Here is a 24,619-nt window from a genome sequence, read left to right as displayed (position 1 = left end):
ATCGCGACGGCTGTCGCAATGATCGCTACAGCGTGCCCCACAAGGAATCGAATTCCTGATCCGGCATGGCCTTTTCGGTTTCGGCGGCTTTCGGGGCGTCGTACATCTGATACTCAAACTGATTGTAACTGGCGCTGCTGACCTGCCGGTTGCTCAGTGAGGCGCGGCGTTCTTCGCCGTTGACGTTGACCATCACCATGCTGCCTTCCTGAAAAGGCAGGCGCGGTGCGAGCACGGTGGGCGGTTTTTCCATGGCGCGTACTTCGGGCAGCATCAGAGTTCGCAGGTACTGGCTGTTCTGTTGTTCGCGAATCAGTTGCATGCCGCACGGCTGGGCAAACGGGGCGATCAGTTCGATGCCCATCTGTGTGCCCCCGCTGCGTACCTGACGGATCCAGCGCACGATGGCAACGCTCCAGCCCTGGCCTGCGTCGTCCTGAATACCCACCAGTTCGCCAGCCTGCAACTGTTGAGGCACGTCCTTCTGCCACGCCAGGCAGTAACCGCCCGGGCTGTGGTTGACGATATTCAGGTCGAAGGTCGGAAACGTGTGCTGGTTGTTGGACAGCGAGTCGCTGTCGCCGTCGTTTTTCGGGTATTCAATCTCTTCGTAGGGCAGCAGAACGGATGAGGTCTTGCCACGCTGAGTATCGAAGGCAGAGGCCCACGGGTCGTCCGCGTCATCATTGGCCATCTTCAACGAAAAGCTCGCTGCACTGGTGGCGCTGTTCAATTGCAACAGCTCGCTGAACGACTTCTGGCCAGCGACATAGAAATGCAGCGCGCTCATGCCGATGCACAATCTCAGCGTGCCCTGACCGGGCGTACGTTGAAAGGTGCGTTCGGCCACATCACCCCAGGCGACCGCCAGATGTTGCAGCAGGTCGGTGTTGATACCGGTTGGGATCAGCAGCGGTGAGGGCGTGCGCTGGTCGTCCGGCAGGGCCAGGTACTGATTGATCGCTTCCGCCAGCGCCAAGGTATTGATGCCCAGCAGCCGGGGTGATTGTTCGTCACTGAACAGGGTGCGATACAGCGGCGGTTTGTCTGCCGTCGGGTCCAGGGCGAATAGGCTGCTTTGCGTGGCAGGCGACTGCAGTTTTACCAGCGCGCTCCAGGCCTCCAGCGCATCGGCCAGTTTGCCGATGTTCAGTTGGCGCATCTGATTGCAGCGCGAGCAGCCCATCAGCAGTGCGATCACATAGGTCTGTTCAACGCTCAGCACTTTGCTGTGATGGGCCAGGGGTTCTTCGACCGGCGTGTTGTGTAGCTGGTACTGACGGGCAATCTGATAAATCTGGTGCAGCTCGAGCCACAGGCCGTCCTGAACGGGACAGTAAAGCTGGTTGGCGCGAATCAGCGGCCCGTTGAGCCCGTGCACTGCTCGTTGCAGTGCGGTGCTGAACAGCCCGGCCTGGTCTCGGGTGTAGCGCGGGGCGACCTGCTGAATGATTTGCTTGTAACCGGTCGCCAGATGGTTTTGCAGCGCCTGGCAGAGGTTGGCAACCTTGCGTGGTCGCTCGTCCAGCACAATGGCCTGATTGAGAAAGTGACGTTCGAGGTGCTTGCAGACGAAGTACACCTCGGGCCGCAGCAATTCAAGCAATTGCAGGCGGTTTTCACTCGGGGTGATCAACTGGTTTAGCTCGGTCAGCCCCTGATAGAGCTGACGCGCCATTTCTCCGAGGTTTGCCTTGGGCAGTCTGGAGATCCAGCGTTTGAGGTCGCGGGGATTGGCTTCACTGAATGTCAGGCTCGACTGCGTCGGCGTGGGCGCACGCAATAGCAGAGGGAGGCTAAAATTACTCATGTGACAGACAAACTCCAACAACTCACTGGCCTGGATGATGGCTTCATAGGGGGGGCGAGGTTATCGCGCACCCGCGATATGCCGAGCATACGCCCATGAAAGTGCGAAGTATCCTACAGCATCGATCGGGCGACTTTACCAGTATCGACATAGGTTCGCAGCAATTATGGCTGGAGGCCATTATCGTCCGGTGGCATGCTGCATGAGTGCCAATATCCATCATCGGGCACTCATGCATCGAGGCTCAGGTCGCGATCATGCCTGTGCCGGAACGGCCAGTGCCTGGCCCATTTGAACCTTGGAGCCGGCCGTCAGTTGTTCGGCCCATTTCACCTGACCTGGACCGAACAGCACGATGGCGGTAGAGCCCAGCTTGAACCGACCCATCTCGGCACCTTTTTCCAGGTGGATCGGCGCACGCGCCGCTTCGTCGTAGCTGAACGTCTTCAATTCACGCTTGGGCGGTGTGACCAGTCCGGCCCATACCGTTTCGACAGACGCCACGATCATCGCGCCCACCAGTACCACTGCCATTGGTCCGCGCTCGGTATCGAACAGGCAGACCACTCGCTCGTTACGGGCGAACAGCTCGGGTACGTTTTCAGCGGTGGTCTGGTTGACCGAGAAGATGCGGCCCGGTACGTAGACCATTTCACTCAGCGTGCCGGCCAGTGGCATGTGAACGCGGTGATAGTCCTTCGGCGACAGGTAGACGGTTGCGAACTCGCCGCCCATGAACGGCGCCGACAGCTTGGGGTCGCCGCCGAGCAGTTCCAGTACGCTGAAACTGTGGCCCTTGGCCTGGAAGATCCGGCCGTGGTCGATAGGGCCCAACTGGCTGATGGCACCGTCGGCCGGCGAGAGAATCGCGCCCGGCGTGGCATCGAGCGGGCGCGCGTCAGCTTTCAATGCGCGGGTGAAGAACGCGTTGAAGTGCTCGTAGGACGTCAGGTCTTCGACCAGTGCCTGCGACATGTCCACCTGATAACGGCGGGCAAACCACGCAGTGAAAGCGTTTTTGAACCAGCGTACGCGGCATTCGGCAACGCAGCCTGCCAGTCGGGACAGCAGGTGGTGTGGCAGCAGGTACTGGCTGATGATGAACAAGCGGTCTTTCATTGAAGGTCCTGAGGATGAGTGTCCTGAATATTTCTGTGAGGTCCGTCCCGGTTCGGTGGCGCGGACCGGTTCGACGGTTTCGGCCGGGGCTGGCTGGGGAGGCTCTACGGGTTGCGCAACCTCGACTGCCTCGACGGGCGCGGCGGCCACATTCGGTACTTCTACCGGTGTATCCGGATGATTGCCCCATTCGCCCCACGAGCCGGCATATGCCTTGACCCTTGGATAGCCAAGCGCCTTGGCCACCAGATAGGTGAAGCCCGAGCGGTGATGGGTCTGACAGTGCGTGATGATTTCCTTGTCGGGCGTGATGCCCAGGTCGCGAAGGATCTCCGGCATGTCCTGGCGAATACGCAGGTTGCGCGCCTTGTCCATGCCCGCCGTCCACTCGAAATTGACGGCGCCGGGTATGTGGCCGCCTTTGGCCGCGACCACTTTTTCGCCCGAATACTCGGTCGGCGCGCGGGCATCCCAGATCGCCAGATCGGCGGCGCCCAGACGGCTTTGCAGGTACTCGCGCGTGGCGGTAGGTTCATCGTGCAGCGTCAGCGTTACCGGAGTATCGGCAGCAGGCGGCACGTCGGTGCTCAGCGGCAGCAATTGCGCTTCCCAGGCCAGCAGTCCACCGTCCAGATAGTGATAACGGCTGTGGCCGATGACATCCAGCAGCCAGATGAAACGCCCGGCCCAGCCGCCGCCTTCGTCATCGTAGACGACATAGACAGCGTCAGGGTTGTGGCCCAGCTCGCCGAACACTTGCTCAAGACCGGCCGTGTCGGGCAGCAGGCCGGGGGCAGGAGGCGTGCCCAGTTGTGTACGTTTCGGATCGACGAAGCGGGCACCGCGAATGTGCCCGGCTTCGTAGCGAGCGCTGCTGGTCAGATCCACGAGGATCAGTTCCGGGGCGTCTAGACGCTCAAGCAGATCGTTGGGTTCGATGACCAGCGACAAGCCAGTGAATGCGTACATTTGCAGCCTCCGATGAAAGGAAAGGGGCGAATTGTACGCCAGGCCTCAGGCTTTGCGATGACTAAAGATGCCCAGTGCCCGTTCAATACATTGCGCGGTTTTTCCGAATGCCTGGACGGAAATTTCCGACAAGGCCCCGCCGCCCTGGTCGGCGACCACCAGCAGCATGACTTTGCCGTTGTTGCTCAGCGAGCGAATCAGCCAGTGCTGGCCACTGAACAGGGTTTTCAGCGGCGGGGGCAGCAGGGCGGCAAATTGCGCACTGTTGGCGGGCGTCATGCGTAACTGCGTCGGCTGGGTCAGCAAGCGCTGCAGTACGGTGCTTTCCTTGATGAACAGCTGCAAGGCAGCGGCGTCCTTCGGCAGTCCGGCAGTCTGATTGACGCGCAGCACGGTTGAGGTCTTGTCCAGCATCAGCAGCATGACCCGCTCCATGCCGCACGAGATGAAGGCGTCGCGCGCCGAGGTGGTCAGGTGCATGGCGTTGATGAACGGGCTGGGGTCCTGCAGCAGTTCGGCGCATTGCTTGCGCCACATTTGCAGGGCGTCAGCCGATGGCGGAGGTGCAGGCTCATTGTCGCGCCTTACACGCCGTGCATCCCACGGCCAGATCAGCGATTCGGCCGGGTGCCAGAGGTCTTTTTCCGCATGGACGCGTGCGCTGCTGGCCGCATTCTGGTGCGCCTGTTGCTGTACTTCGCTGATCGACTGTTGCAGGTACAGGCTGGTCAGCCGTTCCCAGCGCAGGCAATGCGGGCTGTTCCAGGCATTTTGTGCCGCCAGCGCCAGGCCGTTGCCCAGCAACACGGTATTGGCGGGCTGGTTCAGCCAGCGTCGCAGGTTGGGGTCGTCGTCCATCAGTTGTTGCTGCTGCAGCGGGCTGTTGTCTTCGCGGGCGATGCGCAGCGCCTTGGCCAGATCGCGTCGCTCGTTGATCAACAGTTTATAGCCGCGCGTGACCCAGATCGGCAGGCGCCAGAACTCGGCGAGTGCCAGGCACAGTTCCAGCAGGTTGACGCCGAACAGCTCTTTTTCCACTGCAGCGCTGGAATGGCCCTTGTGGATAACCCGCAGTTCCAGCTCTTCGAGCAGCTTCGGATAAGCCAGCGCCATCGGCCAGAGCGGCGACAGAAACAGCAGGCTGCCCATGTGGATGTCCTGCCAGAGTCGCGCCAGCCGGCTGGCGAACAGGCCGTTGGCTTGTTGCGTGGCGTGCTGGCTGACCAGAATCAGTTGGCGATAGGCCGCAGGAATTTCTTCGGGCGGCTTGGCCGGTAAACGGCCCAGCAGGACTTCGGTACGCGCCAGACCCAGGCGGTTGATGGCAATTTCAAGGCTCTCGGCCTGCTCGGTCAAACCGTGGGTGTGATGGTTGGCCTCGCGCATCACGCTCAGCACCAGCGCAGGACTTTCCTGCATCATTTCGGCAATTTCACGCAGCGACCGACGACTGTCGTTCAGTGCGGCGCGGACGTGTCCATGATTGACGGCAGGGACCGGCAACGCGATGCCGTCAAGCAGTTTGACCCAGGCATCCAGCGTCTTCGGAACGAGGTGATGTGCTGCGTGTACTGTCGGCATTCGAGGGCCTGTGCGGCTGATTATCTGAGCTGGGAAACCGCCAGCGTACGGGGTGCTGAGGCCATTTTCCTCCTTTTATGGAGGCGCATAAATGGGTTTTTCAAAAGAACCGGCTATAGTCTGGCCCAGTTAGGCCGATAAGGAGAAGAAGAGATTCAACAACTTCCGGACTGTCCCTGAACCCGACTCAGTAAAGTATTTTTTCCTATGGCTAAAATCATCGGCATCATTGTCGTTCTCGCAAGTGTCATCGGCGGATATGTGCTGTCCCATGGCAAGGTCATGGCGCTGTTCCAACCGTACGAGGTCTTGATTATCGGCGGTGCTGCACTGGGCGCGTTCCTCCAGGCCAACCCTGGCTACATGTTCATGCACGTGTTCAAGAAGTCGCTGAAGATGTTCGGTACGCGCTTCACACATGCCTATTACCTTGAAGTGCTGGGGCTGGTCTACGAAATCCTCAACAAGAGCCGCCGTGAAGGCATGATGGCGATCGAAGGGGATATCGAAGACGCTGCCTCCAGCCCGATCTTCGCCAAATACCCGGGTGTCCTCAAGGATGAGCGCATGACTGCGTACATCTGCGATTACCTGCGCATCATGTCGTCCGGCAACATGGCTCCTCACGAGCTGGAAGGTCTGTTCGACATGGAGCTGCTGAGCATGAAAGAAGACCTCGAGCATCCATCCCACGCCATTACCGGTATCGCCGACGGTATGCCCGGCTTCGGTATCGTGGCTGCGGTACTGGGTATCGTGGTGACCATGGCGTCGCTGGGTTCGGGCGACAAGGCAGCGATCGGCATGCACGTAGGTGCGGCGCTGGTCGGTACGTTCTTCGGTATTCTCGCGGCTTACGGTTTCTTCGGTCCTCTGGCCACCAGCCTTGCGCATGATGCCAAGGAAGAAATGAACGTCTACGAGAGCATCAAGGCGTCGCTGGTGGCCTCGGCCTCCGGCATGCCGCCTTCGCTGGCTGTCGAATTCGGCCGCAAGGTTCTCTATCCGCTGCATCGCCCCAGCTTCAGCGAGCTGGAACAAGCGGTTCGCGGTCGCTAAGTCATGGAAAATAATCAGCCGATTATCATCAAGCGCGTAAAGCGCTTTGGTGGCGGACATCACGGCGGTGCCTGGAAGATCGCATTTGCCGACTTCGCGACGGCGATGATGGCGTTCTTTCTGGTGCTGTGGCTGATGTCGTCTGCCACCCCCGAGCAGTTGCTCGCGGTCGCCGGTTATTTCAAGGACCCGGTCGGCTTCTCGGACAGCGGTTCGCCGTACGTGATCGATCTGGGCGGTTCGCCGGAGATGTCGCCGAACCAGACGCTGAACCCCGAGGTGCAGACCACGCCGTCGCCGGACACCGTGCCGCTTGAGGCGGAAAATGCCGAGACCAAGGCTGAAGCGGTGGAGCAGGAACGTCTGGAGATGCTGCTCCAGGAATTGCAGACCAAGGTCGAGGAAAACCCGCAGCTGCAGAAATTCAAGGACCAGATTCTGTTCGAGATCACTCAGGACGGCTTGCGTATCCAGATCATGGATGCGGAAAACCGGCCGATGTTCGACTCGGGCAGCGCGCGTCTCAAACCATATTTCGAAGACATTCTGCTGGCCCTGGCTGACACCATCAAAAGTGTGCCGAACAAGGTCAGTATCAGCGGCCACACCGATGCAACGCCTTTCGTGGGCAGTGGCGGGTTCGGCAACTGGGAATTGTCGGCCAACCGTGCCAACGCTGCACGCCGTGCGCTGGTAGCCGGGACGTATCCGGATTCACAAGTGGCCAGGGTGGTGGGGTACGCGTCGTCTGCTCTGTATGATCGCCAGAACCCGACTAACCCGATCAATCGCCGCATCGATATCGTGGTGCTGACCAAAAAGGCCCAGCACCGCATCGAGGGCGATCAGAACTCCGGCGGTGCGCCAGCCACGCCTGCGGCGCCGACAGCACCCGCACCGGCGGTGCCTGCTGCTCCAGGTGCTCCCGCTGCGCCGGGGGCTTCGACAGCGGCGCCGCCCGACCCGCAGGCCTACGCACAGCCGCACGAGATCCGGCAGAAGCTGAATATCTTTGACGATGGCAAATTGCGGGTCGAGCCGGCCCAGAACTGAGCTGCAACCGATACAAAAACGCCGCGATGATCGCGGCGTTTTTGCGTGCGGCGTTCGGTGCTCAGTAACTGTCTTGCGGCAGGCTGGCAATGATCGAGCGGTAGCTGTTCATGCGCTGCTGCTGAACGCGGCCGTCCTCAAGCCCCTTGAGCAGGGCGCAGCCCGGTTCGCGGTCGTGCTTGCAGTCACGAAAGCGGCACGTGCCGATCAGGTCGTTGAACTCGATGAAGCCTGCCTCTACGTCGGCACGGCTGACGTGGCCAAGGCCGAATTCACGAATGCCCGGCGAGTCGATCAGATCGCCGCCGCGCGGGAAGTGAAACAGGCGGGCGGTGGTCGTGGTGTGTGTGCCCTGACCGGAAACCTCGGACAGCGGACCGACCCGAGTGTCCGTTTCCGGCAACAGGCTGTTGACCAGCGAGGACTTGCCGACGCCGGACTGGCCGACGAACACGCTGATGTGCCCGTCAAGCTGGCTTTGCAGGCTCTGCATGCCGTCACCGTGGTGCGCGGACACTTCCAGTACCGGGTAACCCAGTGTGCGATAGACCGCCAGCAGCGCATTGAGCGCGGGCGCATTCTGCTCGTCGATCAGGTCGGCCTTGTTGAGCAGCAGCAACGGACGAATCCCGGCATGCTCGGCGGCCACCAGGTAGCGGTCGATCAGGTTGGCATGCGGCTCGGGCATCGGCGCGAAGACGATCACGATCAGGTCGACGTTGGCCGCCACAGGCTTGAGCTGGCCGCGTGAATCCGGGCGGCGCAGTTCGGTGGTGCGAGGCAGTTGCGCGACAATGACGCCAATGCCCTGATTGCCGGCGCGCCATACCACGCGATCACCGGTCACCAGTGCAGGCAGGTTGGCGCGCAGGTGGCAGCGAAAGACCTGGCCGGTCACTTCGCCTTCCTGAGCTTCCACTTCGACTTGCACGCCGAAGTGGGCGATCACCAGGCCCGTCTGCTCGGGGCCGAGGTCGCCACCCTCGAGTGTTTCAAGCGTAGCGGACTCGCGTTTTGCTGCGCGGGCAGCACGCTCGCCCTGAATTTTTTCGATGCGCCAGTTCTGACGACGATTGAGTTGGCGTTTGGCCATGGGTGTTCCGATGTGATGTAACCGATGAATTAGGCAGTACGATTGATCGGCAGGAGTCTAGCACGGCAGGGTGAGCTAAACTGCGCGCCTACGCTGAGGAGTCGACACATGCAGAACAAGCAGAACCTGATCTGGATCGATCTGGAAATGACCGGTCTGGACCCTGATACCGATGTCATTATCGAAATGGCCACGATCATCACCGATAGTGAGCTGAACACCCTGGCCGAAGGCCCGGTGATCGCTGTGCATCAGAGCGACGAGACACTGGCGAAAATGGATGAGTGGAACACGCGCCAGCACGGCGGCTCGGGCCTGACCCAGCGCGTGCGCGAAAGTACCGTCGGCATGGCTGAAGCCGAGGCGCAGACCCTTGAGTTCATCAAGCTGTGGGTGCCGGAGCGCAGTTCGCCGATCTGCGGCAACAGCATCTGCCAGGATCGCCGCTTCCTGTATCGCCACATGCCGACGCTGGAAAACTACTTCCACTACCGCAATCTGGATGTCTCGACCCTCAAGGAACTGGCTGCGCGCTGGTCCCCCGAGCTGAAATTCAAGAAAGGCAGCACCCACCTGGCGCTCGACGACATCCGTGAGTCGATTGCCGAGCTGCGCTTCTACCGTGAGCACTTCATCAAGCCTTGATCGAGACTCGCGCGTGCAGTGAATAATCTTCGCTGCACTCTTTCAGTGCGCAGGTCGGCTGGTTAGACTGCGCGCCTTTGTCGCAGAGTCGCCGCCATGTTGCTGATGCTTTATCTGATCGCCATCACTGCTGAAGCCATGACGGGAGCCCTGTCTGCAGGGCGGCGCGGGATGGACTGGTTCGGCGTGGTGCTGATCGCCTGCGTCACTGCGCTGGGTGGCGGGTCGGTGCGCGACGTACTGATCGGTCATTACCCGCTGACTTGGGTCAAGCATCCGGAGTATCTGGTCCTGACCAGCGTGGCGGCCCTGGTGACGATCTTCATCGCGCCACTGATGCGTCATCTGCGCTCACTGTTTCTGGTGCTCGACGCGCTGGGACTGGTGGCTTTTACCCTGATCGGCTGCATGACTGCGCTGGAGGCCGGGCACGGTCTGCTGATCGCGTCAGTCTGTGGCGTGATCACCGGGGTATTCGGCGGCATCCTGCGCGACATCTTCTGCAACGACATCCCGCTGATCTTCCGCCGCGAGCTGTACGCCAGCGTGTCATTTCTGGCCGCGTGGTGTTTTCTGCTATGCCAGTACCTGCAGTTGCCGGACGAGCAAGCAGTGCTGATCACCCTGTTCGGCGGCCTGCTGCTGCGCCTGCTGGCGATTCGTTTCCGTTGGGAAATGCCCAAGTTTGTCTATAAAGACGAGCCTTGAAGAGGGGGAGAAGGCCACGAGCGGCATGCCCAAGCTAGTCTTGTGGGAGGCAATGTTGTTCAGTCATAACCATGTAGGAGCGAGCCGGGCCACGCTTCGCTTGCTCGCGAAGGCTGACTGACAGAGGCATAAATCTCCGGCGATTGTCCCTGCCTCTTCGCGAGCAAGCTCGCTCCCACAAGATCAGCGCTGCTGCAGAACATCTAGGCGGCTCGAAAACACCCCCGACCTGCGGGAGTGATCCACAGGGCTTGAAAACACGCCGGACCTGTGGGAGTGAGCTTGCTCACGAAGAGGCCGGTGCAGTCGCTGAAAATCTATATATCGTGACTACGCCTTCGCGAGCAAGCTCCCACAGGAATATCTAGGGGGTACCTTTAAAGCGGCGCCACGCCATGTCTCTGCAGCGCCCATTCCACATGTTCTCTGACCAGTTCCGACGGGTAGTCGCGCCGTGCTTGCAGGGCCTCGATCACCGGGATGGTGGAGGGCGCGTTGCCCAGCCCCACGGCCAGGTTGCGTAGCCAGCGCTCATAACCCGCCCGGCGTAGTGGCGAGCCTTCGGTGCTGCCGAGGAATTTCTCTTCATCCCAGAGGAACAGCTCGGCCAGCCCGGAATTGTCCAGATTGTGACGCGGCTGAAAGTCGCTCTGCTCGGTTGGCCGGGCGAAGCGGTTCCACGGGCAGACGATCTGGCAATCGTCACAGCCGAACACCCGGTTACCAATCAACGGCCGCAGCTCTTCGGGAATCGCCGTCTTCAGCTCGATGGTCAGGTAGGAAATACAACGCCGCGCATCCAGCACATAAGGCCCGACAAACGCCGCAGTCGGGCAGATGTCCAGGCAGGCTGTACAACGACCGCAGTGTTCGGTCGCATGGGGCGCATCCACCGGCAGCGGAATATCGACAAACAGCTCGCCAAGAAAGAAGAAGCTGCCCGCCTTGCGGTTGAGCACCAGCGTGTTCTTGCCGATCCAGCCCAGCCCGGCCTGTTCGGCGATGGCCTTTTCCAGCACTGGCGCGCTGTCCACGAAGGCTCGAAAGCCAAACGGCCCGATGGCCTGCTGAATACGCTCGGCCAGTTGCTGCAGGCGCTTGCGGATGAGTTTGTGATAATCACGGCCCAGCGCGTAGCGTGAGACGTAGGCTTTTTCCGGCTCGGTCAGGCGTTGCGCCATCTCGGTGTCGCCCGGCAGATAATCCATGCGCAGCGACACCACGCGCAGCGTTCCCGGCACCAGCTCATCGGGGTGGGAGCGTTTGCTGCCATGGGCTGCCATATAGTCCATTTCCCCGTGATAGCCTGCATCGAGCCAGCGTTGCAGATGCTGTTCGTGCTCTGCCAGGTCCAGGCCGCTGATCCCGACTTCCTGAAAGCCCAGCTCACGCCCCCACGCCTTGATTGAAACGGCAAGGGCGGCAAGATCATCGGAAGTGGGAAATACAGCAGTAATAGCGGACATGCGCAGAGAGAAACCGGGGCCAAGGTGCGTATAATTCTGCCAGACATCGGAGCCCATAGACGCATGTTCGACACTAAACCTCATTTACCCGACGCGCTGTACAGCGCTGCGCAGGTCCGCGACCTCGACGCACGGCTGATTGCGGCCGGTACACCCGGCCTGGAATTGATGCTGCGTGCCGCGCAGGCGTTGTGGCACACGCTACTTCGGCGCTGGCCTCAGGCCAACGAGCTGACCGTATTGACCGGGCGTGGTAACAACGCCGGTGACGGGTATCTGGTGGCTGCAATGGCGCACAAGGCCGGCTGGCAGGTCAGGGTGCTGGCCGTCGGCGACCCGGCTGCACTGACCGGTGATGCTGCGGCGGCGCATGCTGCGGCTTTCGGTATTGATATTCAGGCATGGGCCGGGCAGTCGCTGGCCGGTGTCGTGCTGGATGCCTTGCTCGGTACCGGGCTCGACGGCGAGGTGCGCGAGCCCTATGTCTCGGCCATCAAGGCTGTCAACGACAGTGGTCTGCCCGTCGTGGCGGCGGATATTCCGTCTGGCTTGAGCGCAGATACCGGCCAGACGCTGGGTGTCGCGGTGCGTGCCGATGTGACCGTTACGTTCATCGGCCTCAAACTGGGGTTGCTGACGGGGGATGCGGCGGATCTGGTGGGTGAGCTGATTTTCGACGACCTGCGAGCAGACCCGGCGCTGGTGGCGCAGATGCCGTTCAGCGCGAAGCGCCTCGATAAACACAACCTGCCACAACTGGCAGCGCGTCCGCGGACCGCTCATAAAGGCATGTTTGGCCGCGTGCTGGTCATCGGTGGCGATCACGGTTTTGGTGGTGCCGCGTTGCTCAGCGCCGAAAGCGCCCTGCGCAGCGGTGCAGGCATGCTGACGCTGGCCACACGGCCCGAGCACGTTGCGGCCGCCCTGACGCGCATGCCGGAGATCATGAGCGCGGCAATTCATTCGGCCAACCAGCTGATGGGCTTGATCGAGCCAGCCAGCGTGCTGGTGGTCGGCCCCGGACTGGGGCAGTCGGCCTGGGGGCGCAGCCTGCTGTCGGCAGCCGCCAATGCGGATCGTCCGCAGGTGTGGGACGCCGATGCGCTGAATATGCTGGCCGCCGGGCTGGTCAGCCTGCCCAAAGGCAGTGTCATCACCCCGCATCCGGGCGAGGCGGCACGCTTGTTGGGCGTGGGCATCAAGGAGGTTCAGGCGGACCGGGCCGCTGCAGTGCGGGCGCTGGCGCGTAAATTCGATACGGTTTGTGTGCTCAAGGGCTCCGGCAGCCTGATTGCCGACGCGCACGGGCAACTGGCGCTGTGCGACCGCGGTCATCCGGCCATGGCCACTGCGGGACTGGGTGACGTGCTGGCCGGATTGATCGGTGCGTTGATGGCGCAGCATCTCAAGCCATTCGACGCGGCCTGTCTGGCGGTATGGCTGCACGCAAGCGCCGGTCAGAAAGTCGGCGAGTACGGTCGCGGGTTGGCCGCCAGCGATATTATTCCTGCCATTCGTCAGTTACTGGAGGAGCTGCAACCGTGTCAGATTTAACGCTGCATGTGGTTGGCGAAGAGGCAATGATGGATTTTGGTGCACGCTTGGCCAAGGTTACAGAAGGCCTTGGCGTCATCTTTCTGGATGGCGATCTGGGCGCTGGAAAAACCACGCTTTCGCGGGGATTGATTCGCGGCTTCGGGCATGCCGGGGCTGTCAAGAGCCCTACTTTCACGCTGGTCGAGCCGTACGAAATCGGTGCGATAAAGGTCTTTCACTTTGATCTTTACCGGCTGGTCGATCCTGAAGAACTCGAGTTCATGGGCGGGCGTGATTATTTCGACGGCGATGCACTTTGTCTGATTGAATGGCCCCAACGCGGTGCAGGCTTTTTGCCAAAGCCCGACCTGACCATTACCATTGTGCCGCACGGTGAAGGTCGGTCCGTGATATTGAGCCCGCTGGGCTCGCGTGGCGAACAGTGGTGTGCCACTTTGGCTTTGGAATTCAAATAGATATGGGGTTAGGTATGCGCATGCGCGCGCTGGTTACTGTAGTAGGTCTGCTGTTGATGGCCATGGCTGTCGAGGCGGTTGCCGCTACGCAAGTACGAAGTGTCCGCTTATGGCGAGCGCCGGATAACACACGTCTGGTCTTCGACCTGACGGGGCCGGTTCAGCACAGCCTGTTTACCCTGACTTCGCCTGACCGTCTGGTGATCGATATCAATGGTGCGACGCTCGGCGGACCCTTGAACGTACCCACGGCCAATACGCCGATCAGCAGCATGCGTTCTGCGCAGCGCACACCTACCGACCTGCGCGTGGTCATCGACCTGAAAAAGGGTGTGACCCCGAAGAGCTTCACGCTGGCGCCCAACCAGCAATACGGCAACCGTCTGGTGGTCGACCTGTACGACAACGCTGCCGATGCCAACCCCACGCCGGTGATTCCCGACACCGCTGCCAACACCGCACCCGCAGTTCCGGTCAGCCCGGCCAAGCCTGAAATCAAGCTGACTCCGGTGCCGAATGGCAAGCGCGATATCGTCGTGGTGATCGATGCCGGGCACGGCGGGGAAGACCCCGGTGCCTCGGGCGGCGCCGGTCAGAAAGAGAAAAACGTGGTGCTGTCGATTGCCAAGGAGTTGCAGCGCCAGGTGAATGCCGAGAAAGGCTACCGTGCCGAACTTACGCGGACCGGCGACTACTTTATTCCGCTGCGCAAACGTACCGAGATCGCCCGCTCCAAGGGCGCTGACCTGTTTGTGTCGATCCACGCCGACGCCGCGCCGTCCTCCGCTGCGTTCGGCGCATCGGTGTTCGCCCTGTCTGATCGTGGCGCCACTTCCGAAACCGCCCGCTGGCTGGCGGACAGTGAAAACCGTTCTGACCTGATCGGTGGGGCCGGCGCAGTCAGCCTCGATGACAAGGACCGCATGCTCGCGGGTGTGTTGCTGGACTTGTCCATGACCGCGTCGCTGTCTTCGAGCCTGAACGTTGGCCAGAAGGTATTGAGCAATATTGGCCGCGTGACCTCGCTGCACAAGGCACGCGTCGAGCAGGCGGGCTTCATGGTGCTCAAGTCGCCGGATATCCCGTCGATTCTTGTGGAAACCGGCTTTATCTCCAACGCCAATGAGGCTAACAAGCTCGGTTCTGCGTCGCATCAGCAGGCGCTGGCGCGTTCGATCACATCGGGCGTCAAGCAGTTCTTCCAGCAGAACCCGCCGCAGGGCACCTACATTGCCTGGCTGCGTGACAATGGCAAGCTGGCTCAGGGGCCGCGAACCCACGTCGTTCGTTCCGGCGAAACCCTGGCCATGCTTGCTGCACGCTATGACATGAACATCGCCACCTTGCGCAGCGCCAACAATCTGAAGTCCGATGAATTGAAGATCGGCCAGGATCTGCGTATTCCAAGTTCCGAGGTGGCGACTCAGTAATGACCGATCTCCTGCTCGACGGCGCCGAAGCCGATAACGCTCAGACTGCCCTGAACGCAGCACGCATCGAACTGCTCAGTCCGCGTCTGGCCAACCAGATTGCGGCGGGCGAAGTTGTCGAGCGTCCGGCTTCGGTGATCAAGGAGTTGCTGGAAAACAGCCTCGATTCCGGCGCGCGGCGCATCGATGTCGACGTCGAGCAGGCCGGCATCAAATTGTTGAAAGTGCGTGACGATGGCGGCGGCATCTCTTCGGACGATCTGCCGTTGGCGCTGGCACGCCACGCGACCAGCAAGATTCGCGACCTGGAAGACCTCGAGCGGGTCATGAGCCTGGGGTTTCGCGGCGAAGCGCTGGCTTCGATCAGCTCCGTGGCGCGCCTGACCCTGACCTCGCGCACCCGTGACGCCGATCAGGCATGGCAGGTCGAAACCGAAGGTCGTGACATGGCGCCACGCGTGCAGCCGGCCGCGCATCCGGTGGGCACCTCCGTTGAAGTACGCGACCTGTTCTTCAATACGCCGGCCCGGCGCAAGTTTCTGAAAGCCGAGAAAACCGAATTCGATCATTTGCAGGAAGTCATCAAGCGCATGGCGCTGGCGCGTTTCGACGTGGCCTTCCATCTGCGGCACAACGGCAAGACCGTGCTGAGCCTGCATGAGGCGCATGACGACACCGCCAGAGCGCGACGTGTCTCGGCAATCTGCGGGCCGGGCTTTCTGGAGCAGGCGCTGCCCATCGAGATCGAGCGCAACGGCCTGCATTTGTGGGGCTGGGTCGGGCTGCCGACCTTCTCGCGCAGCCAGGCCGACCTGCAATATTTCTTCGTGAATGGCCGGGCCGTGCGCGACAAGCTGGTCGCCCACGCGGTGCGTCAGGCGTATCGCGACGTGCTGTTCAATGGCCGTCACCCGACTTTCGTGCTGTTCTTCGAGGTCGACCCGGCCGCTGTGGACGTCAATGTTCACCCGACCAAGCATGAAGTGCGCTTCCGCGACGGGCGCATGGTGCATGACTTCCTGTATGGCACGCTGTACCGTGCGCTGGGCGATGTACGTCCTGAAAATCAGCTGGGTGGCAGCGTGCCGGTTGTCGCCGAGACGCGCCCGAGCGGGCCTGAAGCGGGCGAATTCGGGCCGCAGGGTGAAATGCGTCTGGCCAACAATGTGCTGGAGCAGCCCCAGGGCGAGCCGTTTGCCCGGCCTGCTGCCGCTGGCGGCGCTGGCGGCGCTGGCAGCGGTTATCAGTATCAATACACGCCTCGGCCCACCGCTGGCGTGCCGGTCGCCGAAGCGCAAAGTGCCTACCGGGAATTCTTCGCACCGCTGCCCAGTGCCGCGCCCGCGTCGCTGCCTGAATCGCCCGGTGATATTCCGCCGCTGGGTTATGCGCTGGCGCAGCTCAAGGGGATCTACATCCTTGCTGAAAATGCTCACGGCCTGGTGCTGGTGGACATGCATGCCGCCCACGAGCGGATCATGTACGAACGCCTGAAAATAGCCATGGCCAACGAAGGCCTGAGCGGCCAGCCATTGCTGGTGCCCGAGTCCATCGCGGTCAGCCAGCGTGAAGCGGACTGCGCCGAAGAACACCTTGCGACCTTCCAGCGCCTGGGCTTCGAACTGCAGCGGCTCGGCCCGGAAACCCTGGCGATCCGCCAGATCCCTGCGTTGCTCAAGCAGGCCGAGGCCAACCGGCTGGTCAGCGATGTGCTGGCTGACCTCATGGAATACGGCACCAGCGACCGGGTGCAGGCGCACATGAACGAGCTGCTCGGCACCATGGCCTGTCACGGCGCGATTCGTGCCAATCGGCGTCTGGCCATCCCGGAAATGAACGGCCTGCTGCGTGACATGGAAAACACCGAGCGCAGCGGGCAATGCAACCACGGTCGTCCTACCTGGACCCAGATGGGTCTCAATGACCTGGATAAATTATTCCTGCGCGGTCAATGAATGAACGCTTTACCTCCGGCCATCTTTCTCATGGGGCCTACCGCTGCAGGCAAGACCGACCTTGCGATAGAACTGACCAAAGTGCTCCCCTGCGAGTTGATCAGCGTCGATTCTGCGCTGGTCTATCGCGGCATGGACATCGGCACCGCCAAGCCGTCGAAGACGCAGCTGGCTGAACATCCTCACCGTCTGATCGACATTCTCGACCCGGCGCAAAGCTACTCCGCAGCCGATTTTCGCAGTGACGCTCTGGCGGCCATGGCGGAAATTACCGCACGCGGAAATATTCCTTTGCTGGTCGGCGGCACTATGTTGTATTTCAAGGCTCTATTGGACGGGCTGGCGGATATGCCGGCGGCCGATGCACAGGTCAGGGCGCAGCTTGAGGCGGATGCACAGGCCTTCGGCTGGCAGGCATTGCACGATCAGTTGGCGGTGGTCGATCCCGTTTCGGCGGCACGTATTCACCCCAACGATCCGCAACGGCTGATCAGGGCGCTTGAGGTGTATCGCGTCAGCGGAATGAGCATGACGGCACATCGCGAGCAACAAACTGCGCAAAGTACCGAAGCAGCCGCATCAGGGCGCCAGCAATTGCCCTATACTGTCGCGAACCTTGCCATTGCTCCGGCTGATCGCAAGGTGCTGCACCAACGCATCGCGCTACGTTTCGAGCAAATGCTGGATCAGGGGTTTCTGGACGAAGTACTGGCATTGCGCTCAAGAGGTGACCTGCATTCGGGGTTGCCATCGATAAGAGCCGTCGGTTATCGCCAGGTCTGGGATCACCTGGATGGGAAACTGACACGGGATGAAATGCAGGAGCGCGGCATCATTGCGACGCGCCAGCTGGCCAAAAGGCAGTTCACCTGGCTACGTAGCTGGGACGACCTGCACTGGCTGGACAGCCTGGCCAGCGACAATCTGTCGCGCGCCTTGAAATACCTGGGATCGGTCTCCATATTGAGCTGAGTCCCTGCAATAGCCGTCTATCCTTGGGGGGTGGTCGGTCAAGCAAATCGAATTCGATTTATTATTTTATTGATCCTTAAAGGAGTGCGGCACATGTCAAAAGGGCATTCGCTACAAGACCCTTACCTGAATACCTTGCGTAAAGAGAAGGTCGGGGTATCGATCTATCTGGTCAACGGTATCAAGCTGCAGGGTACGATCGAGTCTTTCGACCAGTTCGTCATTTTGCTGAAGAACACGGTCAGCCAGATGGTCTACAAACACGCCATTTCCACCGTCGTACCGGTTCGTCCGATCCGCCTGCCAAGCGCTACAGACGCTGACGGCGCGGACGCCGAGCCAGGTAACGCCTGATAGGAGTCTGCCTTGTTCTTTGAGCGCCACAGTGGTGGTGAACGTGCAATTCTCGTTCATCTGGATGGTCAGGACCCTGAGGCGCGCGAAGATCCGCAGGAGTTTCAGGAATTGGCCATCTCGGCCGGTGCCGATACCGTTGCGTTTATCAACGTGCCGCGTCATCGGCCTTCGGCCAAGTATCTGATCGGCTCTGGCAAGGTCGAGGAGCTTCGCGATCAGGTCAAGGCCGAGCAGGCCGATCTGGTGATCTTCAATCACACCCTCACGCCCAGTCAGGAACGCAACCTCGAACGCGTTTTCGAGTGTCGTGTGCTTGATCGTACCGGTCTGATTCTCGATATCTTTGCGCAGCGGGCGCGTACTCACGAGGGCAAGCTTCAGGTCGAACTGGCCCAGCTTGAACACATGAGTACCCGTCTGGTCCGTGGCTGGACTCACCTTGAGCGACAGAAAGGTGGTATCGGCCTGCGCGGTCCGGGTGAAACCCAGCTCGAAACCGACCGACGTCTTCTGCGGGTTCGCCTGCGGCAGATCAAGGGACGGCTGGAGAAGGTTCGCAGCCAGCGTGATCAGGCCCGTCGCGGGCGTCGTCGCGCGGATATTCCATCGGTTTCACTGGTGGGGTATACCAACGCCGGCAAATCCACCCTGTTCAACTCGGTAACCGATTCGGATGTGTTTGCGGCAGACCAACTGTTCGCCACGCTCGATCCGACCTTGCGTCGTCTGCAGCTCGATGACCTGGGTCCTATCGTGCTGGCCGATACCGTGGGCTTCATTCGCCACCTGCCGCACAAACTGGTCGAGGCCTTTCGCGCGACGCTTGAAGAGTCGAGCAACTCCGATTTACTGCTGCATGTGATCGACTCCCACGAGCCGGATCGCATGTCGCAGATCGAGCAGGTGATGGCGGTGCTCGGCGAGATCGGAGCCGAGGGCTTGCCGATCCTCGAGGTCTATAACAAACTCGATCTGCTTGAAGGCGTAGAACCTCAGATACAGCGCGATGCCGACGGCAAACCGCAGCGTGTCTGGGTGTCTGCCCGTGATGGTCGAGGGCTTGATCTGCTCAAACAGGCTATCGCCGAATTGCTCGGCGACGATCTGTTTGTCGGCACGCTGCTTCTGCCTCAAAGTCTTGCCCGGCTGCGTGCCCAGTTCTTTGAACTGGGTGCGGTGCAGAGCGAAACGCATGACGAGGAAGGTGCCAGCGTGCTGGCCGTACGACTGCCGCGCGTTGAACTCAATCGACTGGTGAGTCGCGAAGGATTGCAGCCGCTGGAGTTCATCGAGCAACACACTTTGCAATAAAAGCACGAGAAAGCCGTTGTACGGCTTTCCCGAGCATTCTGTAGCATTGGTCGGCGCGCCGCGGGCGCGTCTTTGCTTTATCAGATGGAGAGCGCTATGGCTTGGAATGAGCCGGGTGGCAACTCGAATAATCAAGATCCCTGGGGTGGCAAACGCCGTGGCGGCGACCGCAAGGGACCACCTGATCTCGACGAGGCCTTCCGTAAGCTGCAGGAAAGCCTGAAGGGGTTGTTCGGCGGCGGTAACAAACGCGGCAGCGATGGCGGCAGCAGTGGCAGTGGTGGCGGTTCAGGCAAGGGCGGTGGCTTCGGTCTGCTCGGCATCGGGCTTGTCGTACTCGTCGCTTTCTGGCTGTACAGCGCTATCTATGTGGTCGACGAGCAAGAGCAGGCTGTCGTGCTGCGTTTTGGTCAGTACCACGAGACCGTGGGCCCGGGCCTTAACATCTACTTCCCGCCGTTCGATCGCAAGTACATGGAGAACGTGACTCGCGAGCGTGCCTACAGCAAGCAGGGCCAGATGCTCACCGAAGACGAGAACATCGTCGAAGTGCCGCTGACCGTGCAGTACAAGATCAGCGATCTTCAGGCGTTCGTGCTGAACGTCGATCAGCCTGAAATCAGCCTGCAGCACGCGACTGAAAGTGCGTTGCGTCATGTCGTGGGTTCCACGGCGATGGATCAGGTGCTGACTGAAGGCCGCGAACTGATGGCCAGCGAAATCAAGGAGCGTCTGCAACGCTTCCTCGATACCTACCGCACCGGTATCACCGTGACCCAGGTGAACGTGCAGAGCGCCGCCGCGCCGCGTGAAGTGCAGGAAGCCTTCGATGACGTGATCCGCGCCCGTGAAGACGAGCAGCGTGCACGTAACCAGGCTGAAAGCTACGCCAATGGTGTGATCCCGGAAGCCCGTGGTCAGGCTCAGCGTATTCTTGAAGATGCCAACGGTTATCGCGATGAAGTGGTTTCGCGCGCCAAGGGTGAGGCGGATCGCTTTACCAAACTGGTTGCCGAGTACCGCAAGGCACCTGAAGTCACCCGCCAGCGTCTGTATCTGGACACCATGCAGGAAGTCTTCAGCAACACCAGCAAGGTGCTCGTGACCGGCGACAAGGGGCAGAACAACCTGCTTTACCTGCCACTCGACAAGATGATCGAAAGCAGCCGCAGCGGTACCGGCAATGGCTCCAATTCAGGTACGCCATCGCAGTCAGCCAATGATGCTGCCGCTGCTGCTGCCGCCGCCCGGGCGACTGAGGCTCAGCAGCGTGGTGAAGTACGTACCAGGGAGACTCGCTGATGAGTAACAAATCACTGATCACCCTTATTGTTGGCGTGATACTGGCGGTCATTGCCTGGAACAGCTTCTACATAGTGTCCCAGACCGAACGCGCTGTTCTGCTGCAATTCGGTCGTGTGGTCCAGGCTGACGTTCAGCCGGGTCTGCATGTGAAGGTTCCTTACGTGAACCAGGTGCGCAAGTTCGACGGTCGTTTGCTGACCCTCGATGCACCGACCCAGCGCTTCCTGACACTGGAAAAGAAAGCGGTCATGGTCGATGCCTACGCCAAGTGGCGTGTGAAGGATGCGGAGCGTTTCTACACCGCGACTTCCGGCCTCAAGCAGATCGCCGACGAGCGTCTTTCGCGTCGTCTGGAATCCGGCCTGCGTGACCAGTTCGGCAAGCGCACCCTGCACGAAGTCGTGTCGGGTGAGCGAGACGCGCTGATGGCGGATATCACCGGTTCGCTGAACCGCATGGCCGAGAAAGAACTGGGGATCGAAGTCGTCGATGTCCGGGTCAAGGCCATCGATCTGCCGAAGGAAGTGAATCGCAGCGTTTTCGAACGTATGAGCACCGAGCGTGAGCGTGAAGCGCGCGAGCACCGTGCCAAGGGTAACGAGCTGGCTGAAGGCATCCGTGCCGACGCCGATCGTCAGCGTCGTGTGCTGCTGGCCGAAGCCTATCGCGAGTCGGAAGAAGCGCGTGGTGATGGTGATGCCCAGGCTGCCGCGATCTATTCCAAGGCGTATGGTCAGGACCAGGAGTTCTACGCGTTCTATCGCAGCCTGCGTGCCTACCGCGAAAGCTTTGCGAACAAGAGCGACGTGATGGTGCTTGATCCGAACAGCGAATTCTTTCGCTACATGGAAAAAGCCAAGCCGTAATTAATCATCCGCCGGGCGGCAAAACCGCCCGGTGGGGTGAACGTACGGTGAAACGTGTGTATCATGCGGCAGCCGGGAAATTCCCGGCTTTTTTGCGTCTGCACGATTGATTGGCCGTATCTGAATCGGAACGCGGCAAGATTTTTCGAGGAAAGTGGTCTGCAAGGCCTGTCTCGGGCATTTGTCGTGCCCGTCATACGGCGCATCACTTTCTGCTTCACTCAAGGTCGGCCTGTAGGCTGGCCGCCTGGATCACAGGGGAATGGCGTAATGGCAACGGTCGACCGCTGGCTGCTACCAGATGGCATCGAAGAAGTACTGCCACCGGAAGCGGCGCGCATTGAAGTAGCGCGCCGTCAGGTGTTGGATCTGTTTCAGAGCTGGGGCTATGAGTTTGTCGTCACCCCGCATATCGAGTATCTCGAGTCCCTGCTGACTGGCGCGGGTTCGGATCTGGATCTGCGCACCTTCAAGGTTATCGACCCGCAATCGGGCCGGCAGATGGGCTTTCGCGCCGACATCACGCCGCAGGTTGCACGCATCGATGCTCACACCCTGAAACGTGAAGGCCCGAGCCGTCTGTGCTACGCGGGCAGCGTTCTGCACGCCCAGCCGCGCGCGCTGTCGTCCTCGCGCAGCCCTATACAACTGGGTGCCGAGTTGTACGGTGATGCGAGCCCGAGCAGCGACGTCGAAGTCATCAGCCTGATGCTGGCCATGCTGCAACTGGCCGATGTGCCGGATGTGCATATGGACCTCGGGCATGTCGGTATCTATCGCGGTCTGGCGCGTGCCGCCGGCCTGTCGGGTGAAGTCGAGCAGCAACTGTTCGATGCACTGCAGCGCAAGGCCATCGATGAGGTGATTGCCCTCACCGCCGATCTGCCGCCAGAGCTGGCAACAATGCTGCGCGCACTGGTTGATCTGTGCGGTGGTCGTGAGGTGCTGGATGCCGCACGTGATCGTCTGGCCGGCGCACCGGCGCCAGTGCTGGCCGCGCTGGATGACCTGCTGTCGATCGCCGAGCGTCTGGCTGCGCGTTTCCCGCAGTTGCCGCTGTACTTTGACCTCGGCGAGCTGCGCGGCTACCACTACCACACCGGTGTGGTGTTTGCGGTATTCGTACCGGGCGTGGGCCAGTCGATCGCTCAGGGCGGTCGTTACGATGACATCGGTGCCGACTTCGGTCGTGCCCGTCCGGCGACCGGCTTTTCCACCGACCTGAAAACCCTGGTTACCCTGGGCCAGGCAGAAATCGTCTTACCGTCTGGTGGCATCTGGGTGCCGGACAGTACGGATGCGGCACTCTGGCAGATGGTTTGCCAGTTGCGCAGTGAAGGTCAGCGTGTGGTTCAGGCGTTGCCTGGGCAGCAGGCGAGCGCCGCGCGTGAAGCCGACTGTGACCGGCAATTGATTCAGCATGGCGAGCACTGGCAGGTAATGCCGCTGGCTCCTTGAGTATTCCTGCCGGCCGCCGCCGGCACCAAGTTTGCGTGAATGAGGACAAGTGTTATGGGTAAGAATGTCGTAGTCCTGGGCACTCAATGGGGTGATGAGGGCAAAGGCAAGATCGTTGATCTGCTGACCGAACATGCTACCGCCGTAGTTCGCTATCAGGGTGGCCACAACGCGGGCCACACGCTGGTGATCGACGGTGAGAAAACCGTTTTGCACCTGATTCCGTCCGGTGTGCTGCGCGAAGGCGTGCAGTGCCTGATCGGTAACGGTGTGGTGGTTGCTCCCGACGCGCTCCTGCGCGAAATCGTCAAGCTGGAAGAGAAAGGCATTCCGGTGCGCGAGCGTCTGCGCATCAGCCCGTCCTGCCCGCTGATCCTGTCGTACCACGTGGCACTCGATCAGGCGCGTGAAAAAGCCCGCGGCGAGTTCAAGATCGGCACCACCGGTCGTGGTATCGGCCCGGCCTACGAAGACAAGGTCGCACGTCGCGGTCTGCGCATCGGTGACCTGTTCCATCGCGAGCGTTTCGCCGCCAAGCTGGGCGAGCTGCTCGACTATCACAACTTCGTGCTGGTCAATTACTACAAAGAGCCTGCAATCGACTTCCAGAAGACGCTCGACGAGTGCATGGAATACGCTGACATGCTCAAGCCGCTGATGCTCGACGTCACCGCTGCGCTGCATGAGATGCGTCGCGACGGCAAGGACATCATGTTCGAAGGCGCCCAGGGTTCGCTGCTGGACATCGACCACGGTACTTACCCGTACGTCACCAGCTCCAACACCACGGCGGGCGGCATTGCCACCGGCTCCGGTTTTGGTCCGATGTACCTGGATTACATCCTGGGCATCACCAAGGCTTACACCACACGCGTGGGTTCGGGTCCGTTCCCGACAGAACTGTTCGACGACGTCGGTGCCTTCCTGGCCAAGCGTGGTCATGAGTTCGGTGCCACCACCGGTCGTGCACGCCGTTGTGGCTGGTTCGACGCCGTCATCCTGCGTCGCGCCATCGAAATCAACAGCATCTCGGGCCTGTGCCTGACCAAGCTGGACGTGCTCGACGGTCTGGAAACCATCAACATCTGCGTGGGCTACGAGAACGAAGAGGGCGCAGTCATTGACGCGCCTACCGACGCTGACAGCTATCTGGGTCTGCGTCCGGTCTACGAGCAGATGCCAGGCTGGAGCGAATCCACGCTGGGTGCCAAAACCCTCGAAGAGCTGCCTGCTGCCGCTCGCGCTTACATCAAGCGTGTCGAAGAGCTGGTGGGTGCGCCTATCGACATCATTTCGACCGGTCCTGACCGCAACGAAACCATCGTGCTGCGTCATCCGTTCGGCTGATACGTCACCGGGCTGTGCCAAAAAGGGTCGCCTGTGCGGCCCTTTTTTATTTTCGCGCCCAGGGCAGGGAAGCGCACAAAAGTGAGACTTGTGTCACGGCACG

General features: G+C 60.9%; 20 protein-coding genes and 1 pseudogene. 15 read left to right on the top strand and 6 right to left on the bottom strand.

Going from position 1 to position 24,619, the window contains the following annotated elements:
• Nucleotides 1-25: 25 nt before the first annotated feature.
• The 4 genes and pseudogenes from KBY08_RS11425 to KBY08_RS11410 all read right to left on the bottom strand — a co-directional run bounded on the left by KBY08_RS11425 (nt 26) and on the right by KBY08_RS11410 (nt 5,479).
• Entirely contained in the window at nt 26-1,810 is a 1,785-nt protein-coding gene (locus KBY08_RS11425) for a hypothetical protein (protein ID WP_024652402.1), read from the bottom strand.
• A 255-nt stretch (nt 1,811-2,065) separates the two neighbouring features.
• Nucleotides 2,066-2,929: an archaetidylserine decarboxylase gene (gene asd, locus KBY08_RS11420; protein WP_024652401.1), complete on the bottom strand. Its 864-nt coding sequence runs from the start codon at nt 2,927-2,929 to the stop codon at nt 2,066-2,068.
• 156 nt (nt 2,930-3,085) lie between these two features.
• Nucleotides 3,086-3,898 (bottom strand): annotated as a pseudogene (locus KBY08_RS11415) (rhodanese-like domain-containing protein); the annotation flags it as partial.
• A gap of 45 nt (nt 3,899-3,943) precedes the next feature.
• Nucleotides 3,944-5,479 carry an HDOD domain-containing protein gene (locus KBY08_RS11410; RefSeq protein WP_003402899.1) on the bottom strand — a complete coding sequence of 512 codons (1,536 nt, stop codon included), beginning with the start codon at nt 5,477-5,479 and terminating at the stop codon, nt 3,944-3,946.
• Nucleotides 5,480-5,686: 207 nt separating this feature from the next.
• Between KBY08_RS11410 and motA the strand changes: the two genes are divergently transcribed.
• Nucleotides 5,687-6,538 (top strand): flagellar motor stator protein MotA, encoded by an 852-nt coding sequence (gene motA, locus KBY08_RS11405; protein ID WP_003402900.1) that lies wholly within the window; start codon nt 5,687-5,689, stop codon nt 6,536-6,538.
• A gap of 3 nt (nt 6,539-6,541) precedes the next feature.
• Nucleotides 6,542-7,591, top strand: coding sequence for a flagellar motor protein MotB (motB, locus tag KBY08_RS11400; RefSeq protein WP_003402902.1), 1,050 nt, complete (start codon nt 6,542-6,544; stop codon nt 7,589-7,591).
• A gap of 61 nt (nt 7,592-7,652) precedes the next feature.
• Here the strand turns inward: motB and rsgA are convergent, their stop codons facing one another.
• Nucleotides 7,653-8,684 carry a small ribosomal subunit biogenesis GTPase RsgA gene (gene rsgA, locus KBY08_RS11395; RefSeq protein ID WP_003366295.1) on the bottom strand — a complete coding sequence of 344 codons (1,032 nt, stop codon included), beginning with the start codon at nt 8,682-8,684 and terminating at the stop codon, nt 7,653-7,655.
• 108 nt (nt 8,685-8,792) lie between these two features.
• Here rsgA and orn point away from each other — a divergent pair, with 108 nt between their 5' ends.
• Nucleotides 8,793-9,329 carry an oligoribonuclease gene (gene orn / locus KBY08_RS11390; protein WP_024642705.1) on the top strand — a complete coding sequence of 179 codons (537 nt, stop codon included), beginning with the start codon at nt 8,793-8,795 and terminating at the stop codon, nt 9,327-9,329.
• Between the two features lie 96 nt (nt 9,330-9,425).
• Entirely contained in the window at nt 9,426-10,037 is a 612-nt protein-coding gene (locus KBY08_RS11385; protein ID WP_003393544.1) for a trimeric intracellular cation channel family protein, read from the top strand.
• 377 nt (nt 10,038-10,414) lie between these two features.
• On the opposite strand, the gene queG is transcribed toward KBY08_RS11385, so the two are convergent.
• Nucleotides 10,415-11,503, bottom strand: coding sequence for a tRNA epoxyqueuosine(34) reductase QueG (gene queG / locus KBY08_RS11380; protein ID WP_032657151.1), 1,089 nt, complete (start codon nt 11,501-11,503; stop codon nt 10,415-10,417).
• A 63-nt stretch (nt 11,504-11,566) separates the two neighbouring features.
• Between queG and KBY08_RS11375 the strand changes: the two genes are divergently transcribed.
• The 11 genes from KBY08_RS11375 (at nt 11,567) to KBY08_RS11325 (ending at nt 24,516) form a co-directional block, all read left to right on the top strand.
• Nucleotides 11,567-13,057 (top strand): NAD(P)H-hydrate dehydratase, encoded by a 1,491-nt coding sequence (locus KBY08_RS11375; protein ID WP_103378186.1) that lies wholly within the window; start codon nt 11,567-11,569, stop codon nt 13,055-13,057.
• Nucleotides 13,045-13,515, top strand: a complete 471-nt coding sequence (gene tsaE / locus KBY08_RS11370) for a tRNA (adenosine(37)-N6)-threonylcarbamoyltransferase complex ATPase subunit type 1 TsaE (RefSeq protein WP_162886531.1) — start codon at nt 13,045-13,047, stop codon at nt 13,513-13,515. The genes KBY08_RS11375 and tsaE overlap by 13 nt, the downstream gene beginning before the upstream one ends.
• Nucleotides 13,516-13,517: 2 nt before the next feature.
• Entirely contained in the window at nt 13,518-14,945 is a 1,428-nt protein-coding gene (locus KBY08_RS11365) for an N-acetylmuramoyl-L-alanine amidase (protein ID WP_197709718.1), read from the top strand.
• Complete coding sequence (gene mutL, locus KBY08_RS11360) at nt 14,945-16,900, top strand: DNA mismatch repair endonuclease MutL (RefSeq protein WP_116893389.1); 1,956 nt, start codon at nt 14,945-14,947, stop codon at nt 16,898-16,900. Before KBY08_RS11365 ends, mutL begins: the two co-directional genes overlap by 1 nt.
• Nucleotides 16,901-17,872, top strand: a complete 972-nt coding sequence (gene miaA / locus KBY08_RS11355) for a tRNA (adenosine(37)-N6)-dimethylallyltransferase MiaA (protein ID WP_011266496.1) — start codon at nt 16,901-16,903, stop codon at nt 17,870-17,872.
• 93 nt (nt 17,873-17,965) lie between these two features.
• Nucleotides 17,966-18,226 (top strand): RNA chaperone Hfq, encoded by a 261-nt coding sequence (gene hfq, locus KBY08_RS11350; protein ID WP_002551819.1) that lies wholly within the window; start codon nt 17,966-17,968, stop codon nt 18,224-18,226.
• 12 nt (nt 18,227-18,238) lie between these two features.
• Complete coding sequence (gene hflX, locus KBY08_RS11345) at nt 18,239-19,540, top strand: ribosome rescue GTPase HflX (protein ID WP_002551820.1); 1,302 nt, start codon at nt 18,239-18,241, stop codon at nt 19,538-19,540.
• Between the two features lie 96 nt (nt 19,541-19,636).
• Nucleotides 19,637-20,842 (top strand): FtsH protease activity modulator HflK, encoded by a 1,206-nt coding sequence (gene hflK, locus KBY08_RS11340; RefSeq protein WP_024638304.1) that lies wholly within the window; start codon nt 19,637-19,639, stop codon nt 20,840-20,842.
• Nucleotides 20,842-21,711, top strand: a complete 870-nt coding sequence (gene hflC, locus KBY08_RS11335) for a protease modulator HflC (protein ID WP_003431937.1) — start codon at nt 20,842-20,844, stop codon at nt 21,709-21,711. Before hflK ends, hflC begins: the two co-directional genes overlap by 1 nt.
• A gap of 270 nt (nt 21,712-21,981) precedes the next feature.
• Nucleotides 21,982-23,169, top strand: coding sequence for an ATP phosphoribosyltransferase regulatory subunit (locus KBY08_RS11330; protein ID WP_024660846.1), 1,188 nt, complete (start codon nt 21,982-21,984; stop codon nt 23,167-23,169).
• 54 nt (nt 23,170-23,223) lie between these two features.
• Nucleotides 23,224-24,516, top strand: coding sequence for an adenylosuccinate synthase (locus tag KBY08_RS11325; RefSeq protein WP_003366319.1), 1,293 nt, complete (start codon nt 23,224-23,226; stop codon nt 24,514-24,516).
• Nucleotides 24,517-24,619: the final 103 nt, after the last annotated feature.

It is taken from the genome of Pseudomonas sp. P135, from assembly GCF_020312125.1.
GTDB lineage: Bacteria > Pseudomonadota > Gammaproteobacteria > Pseudomonadales > Pseudomonadaceae > Aquipseudomonas > Aquipseudomonas fragariae.
This window is presented reverse-complemented; position numbering and strand designations above follow the sequence as displayed.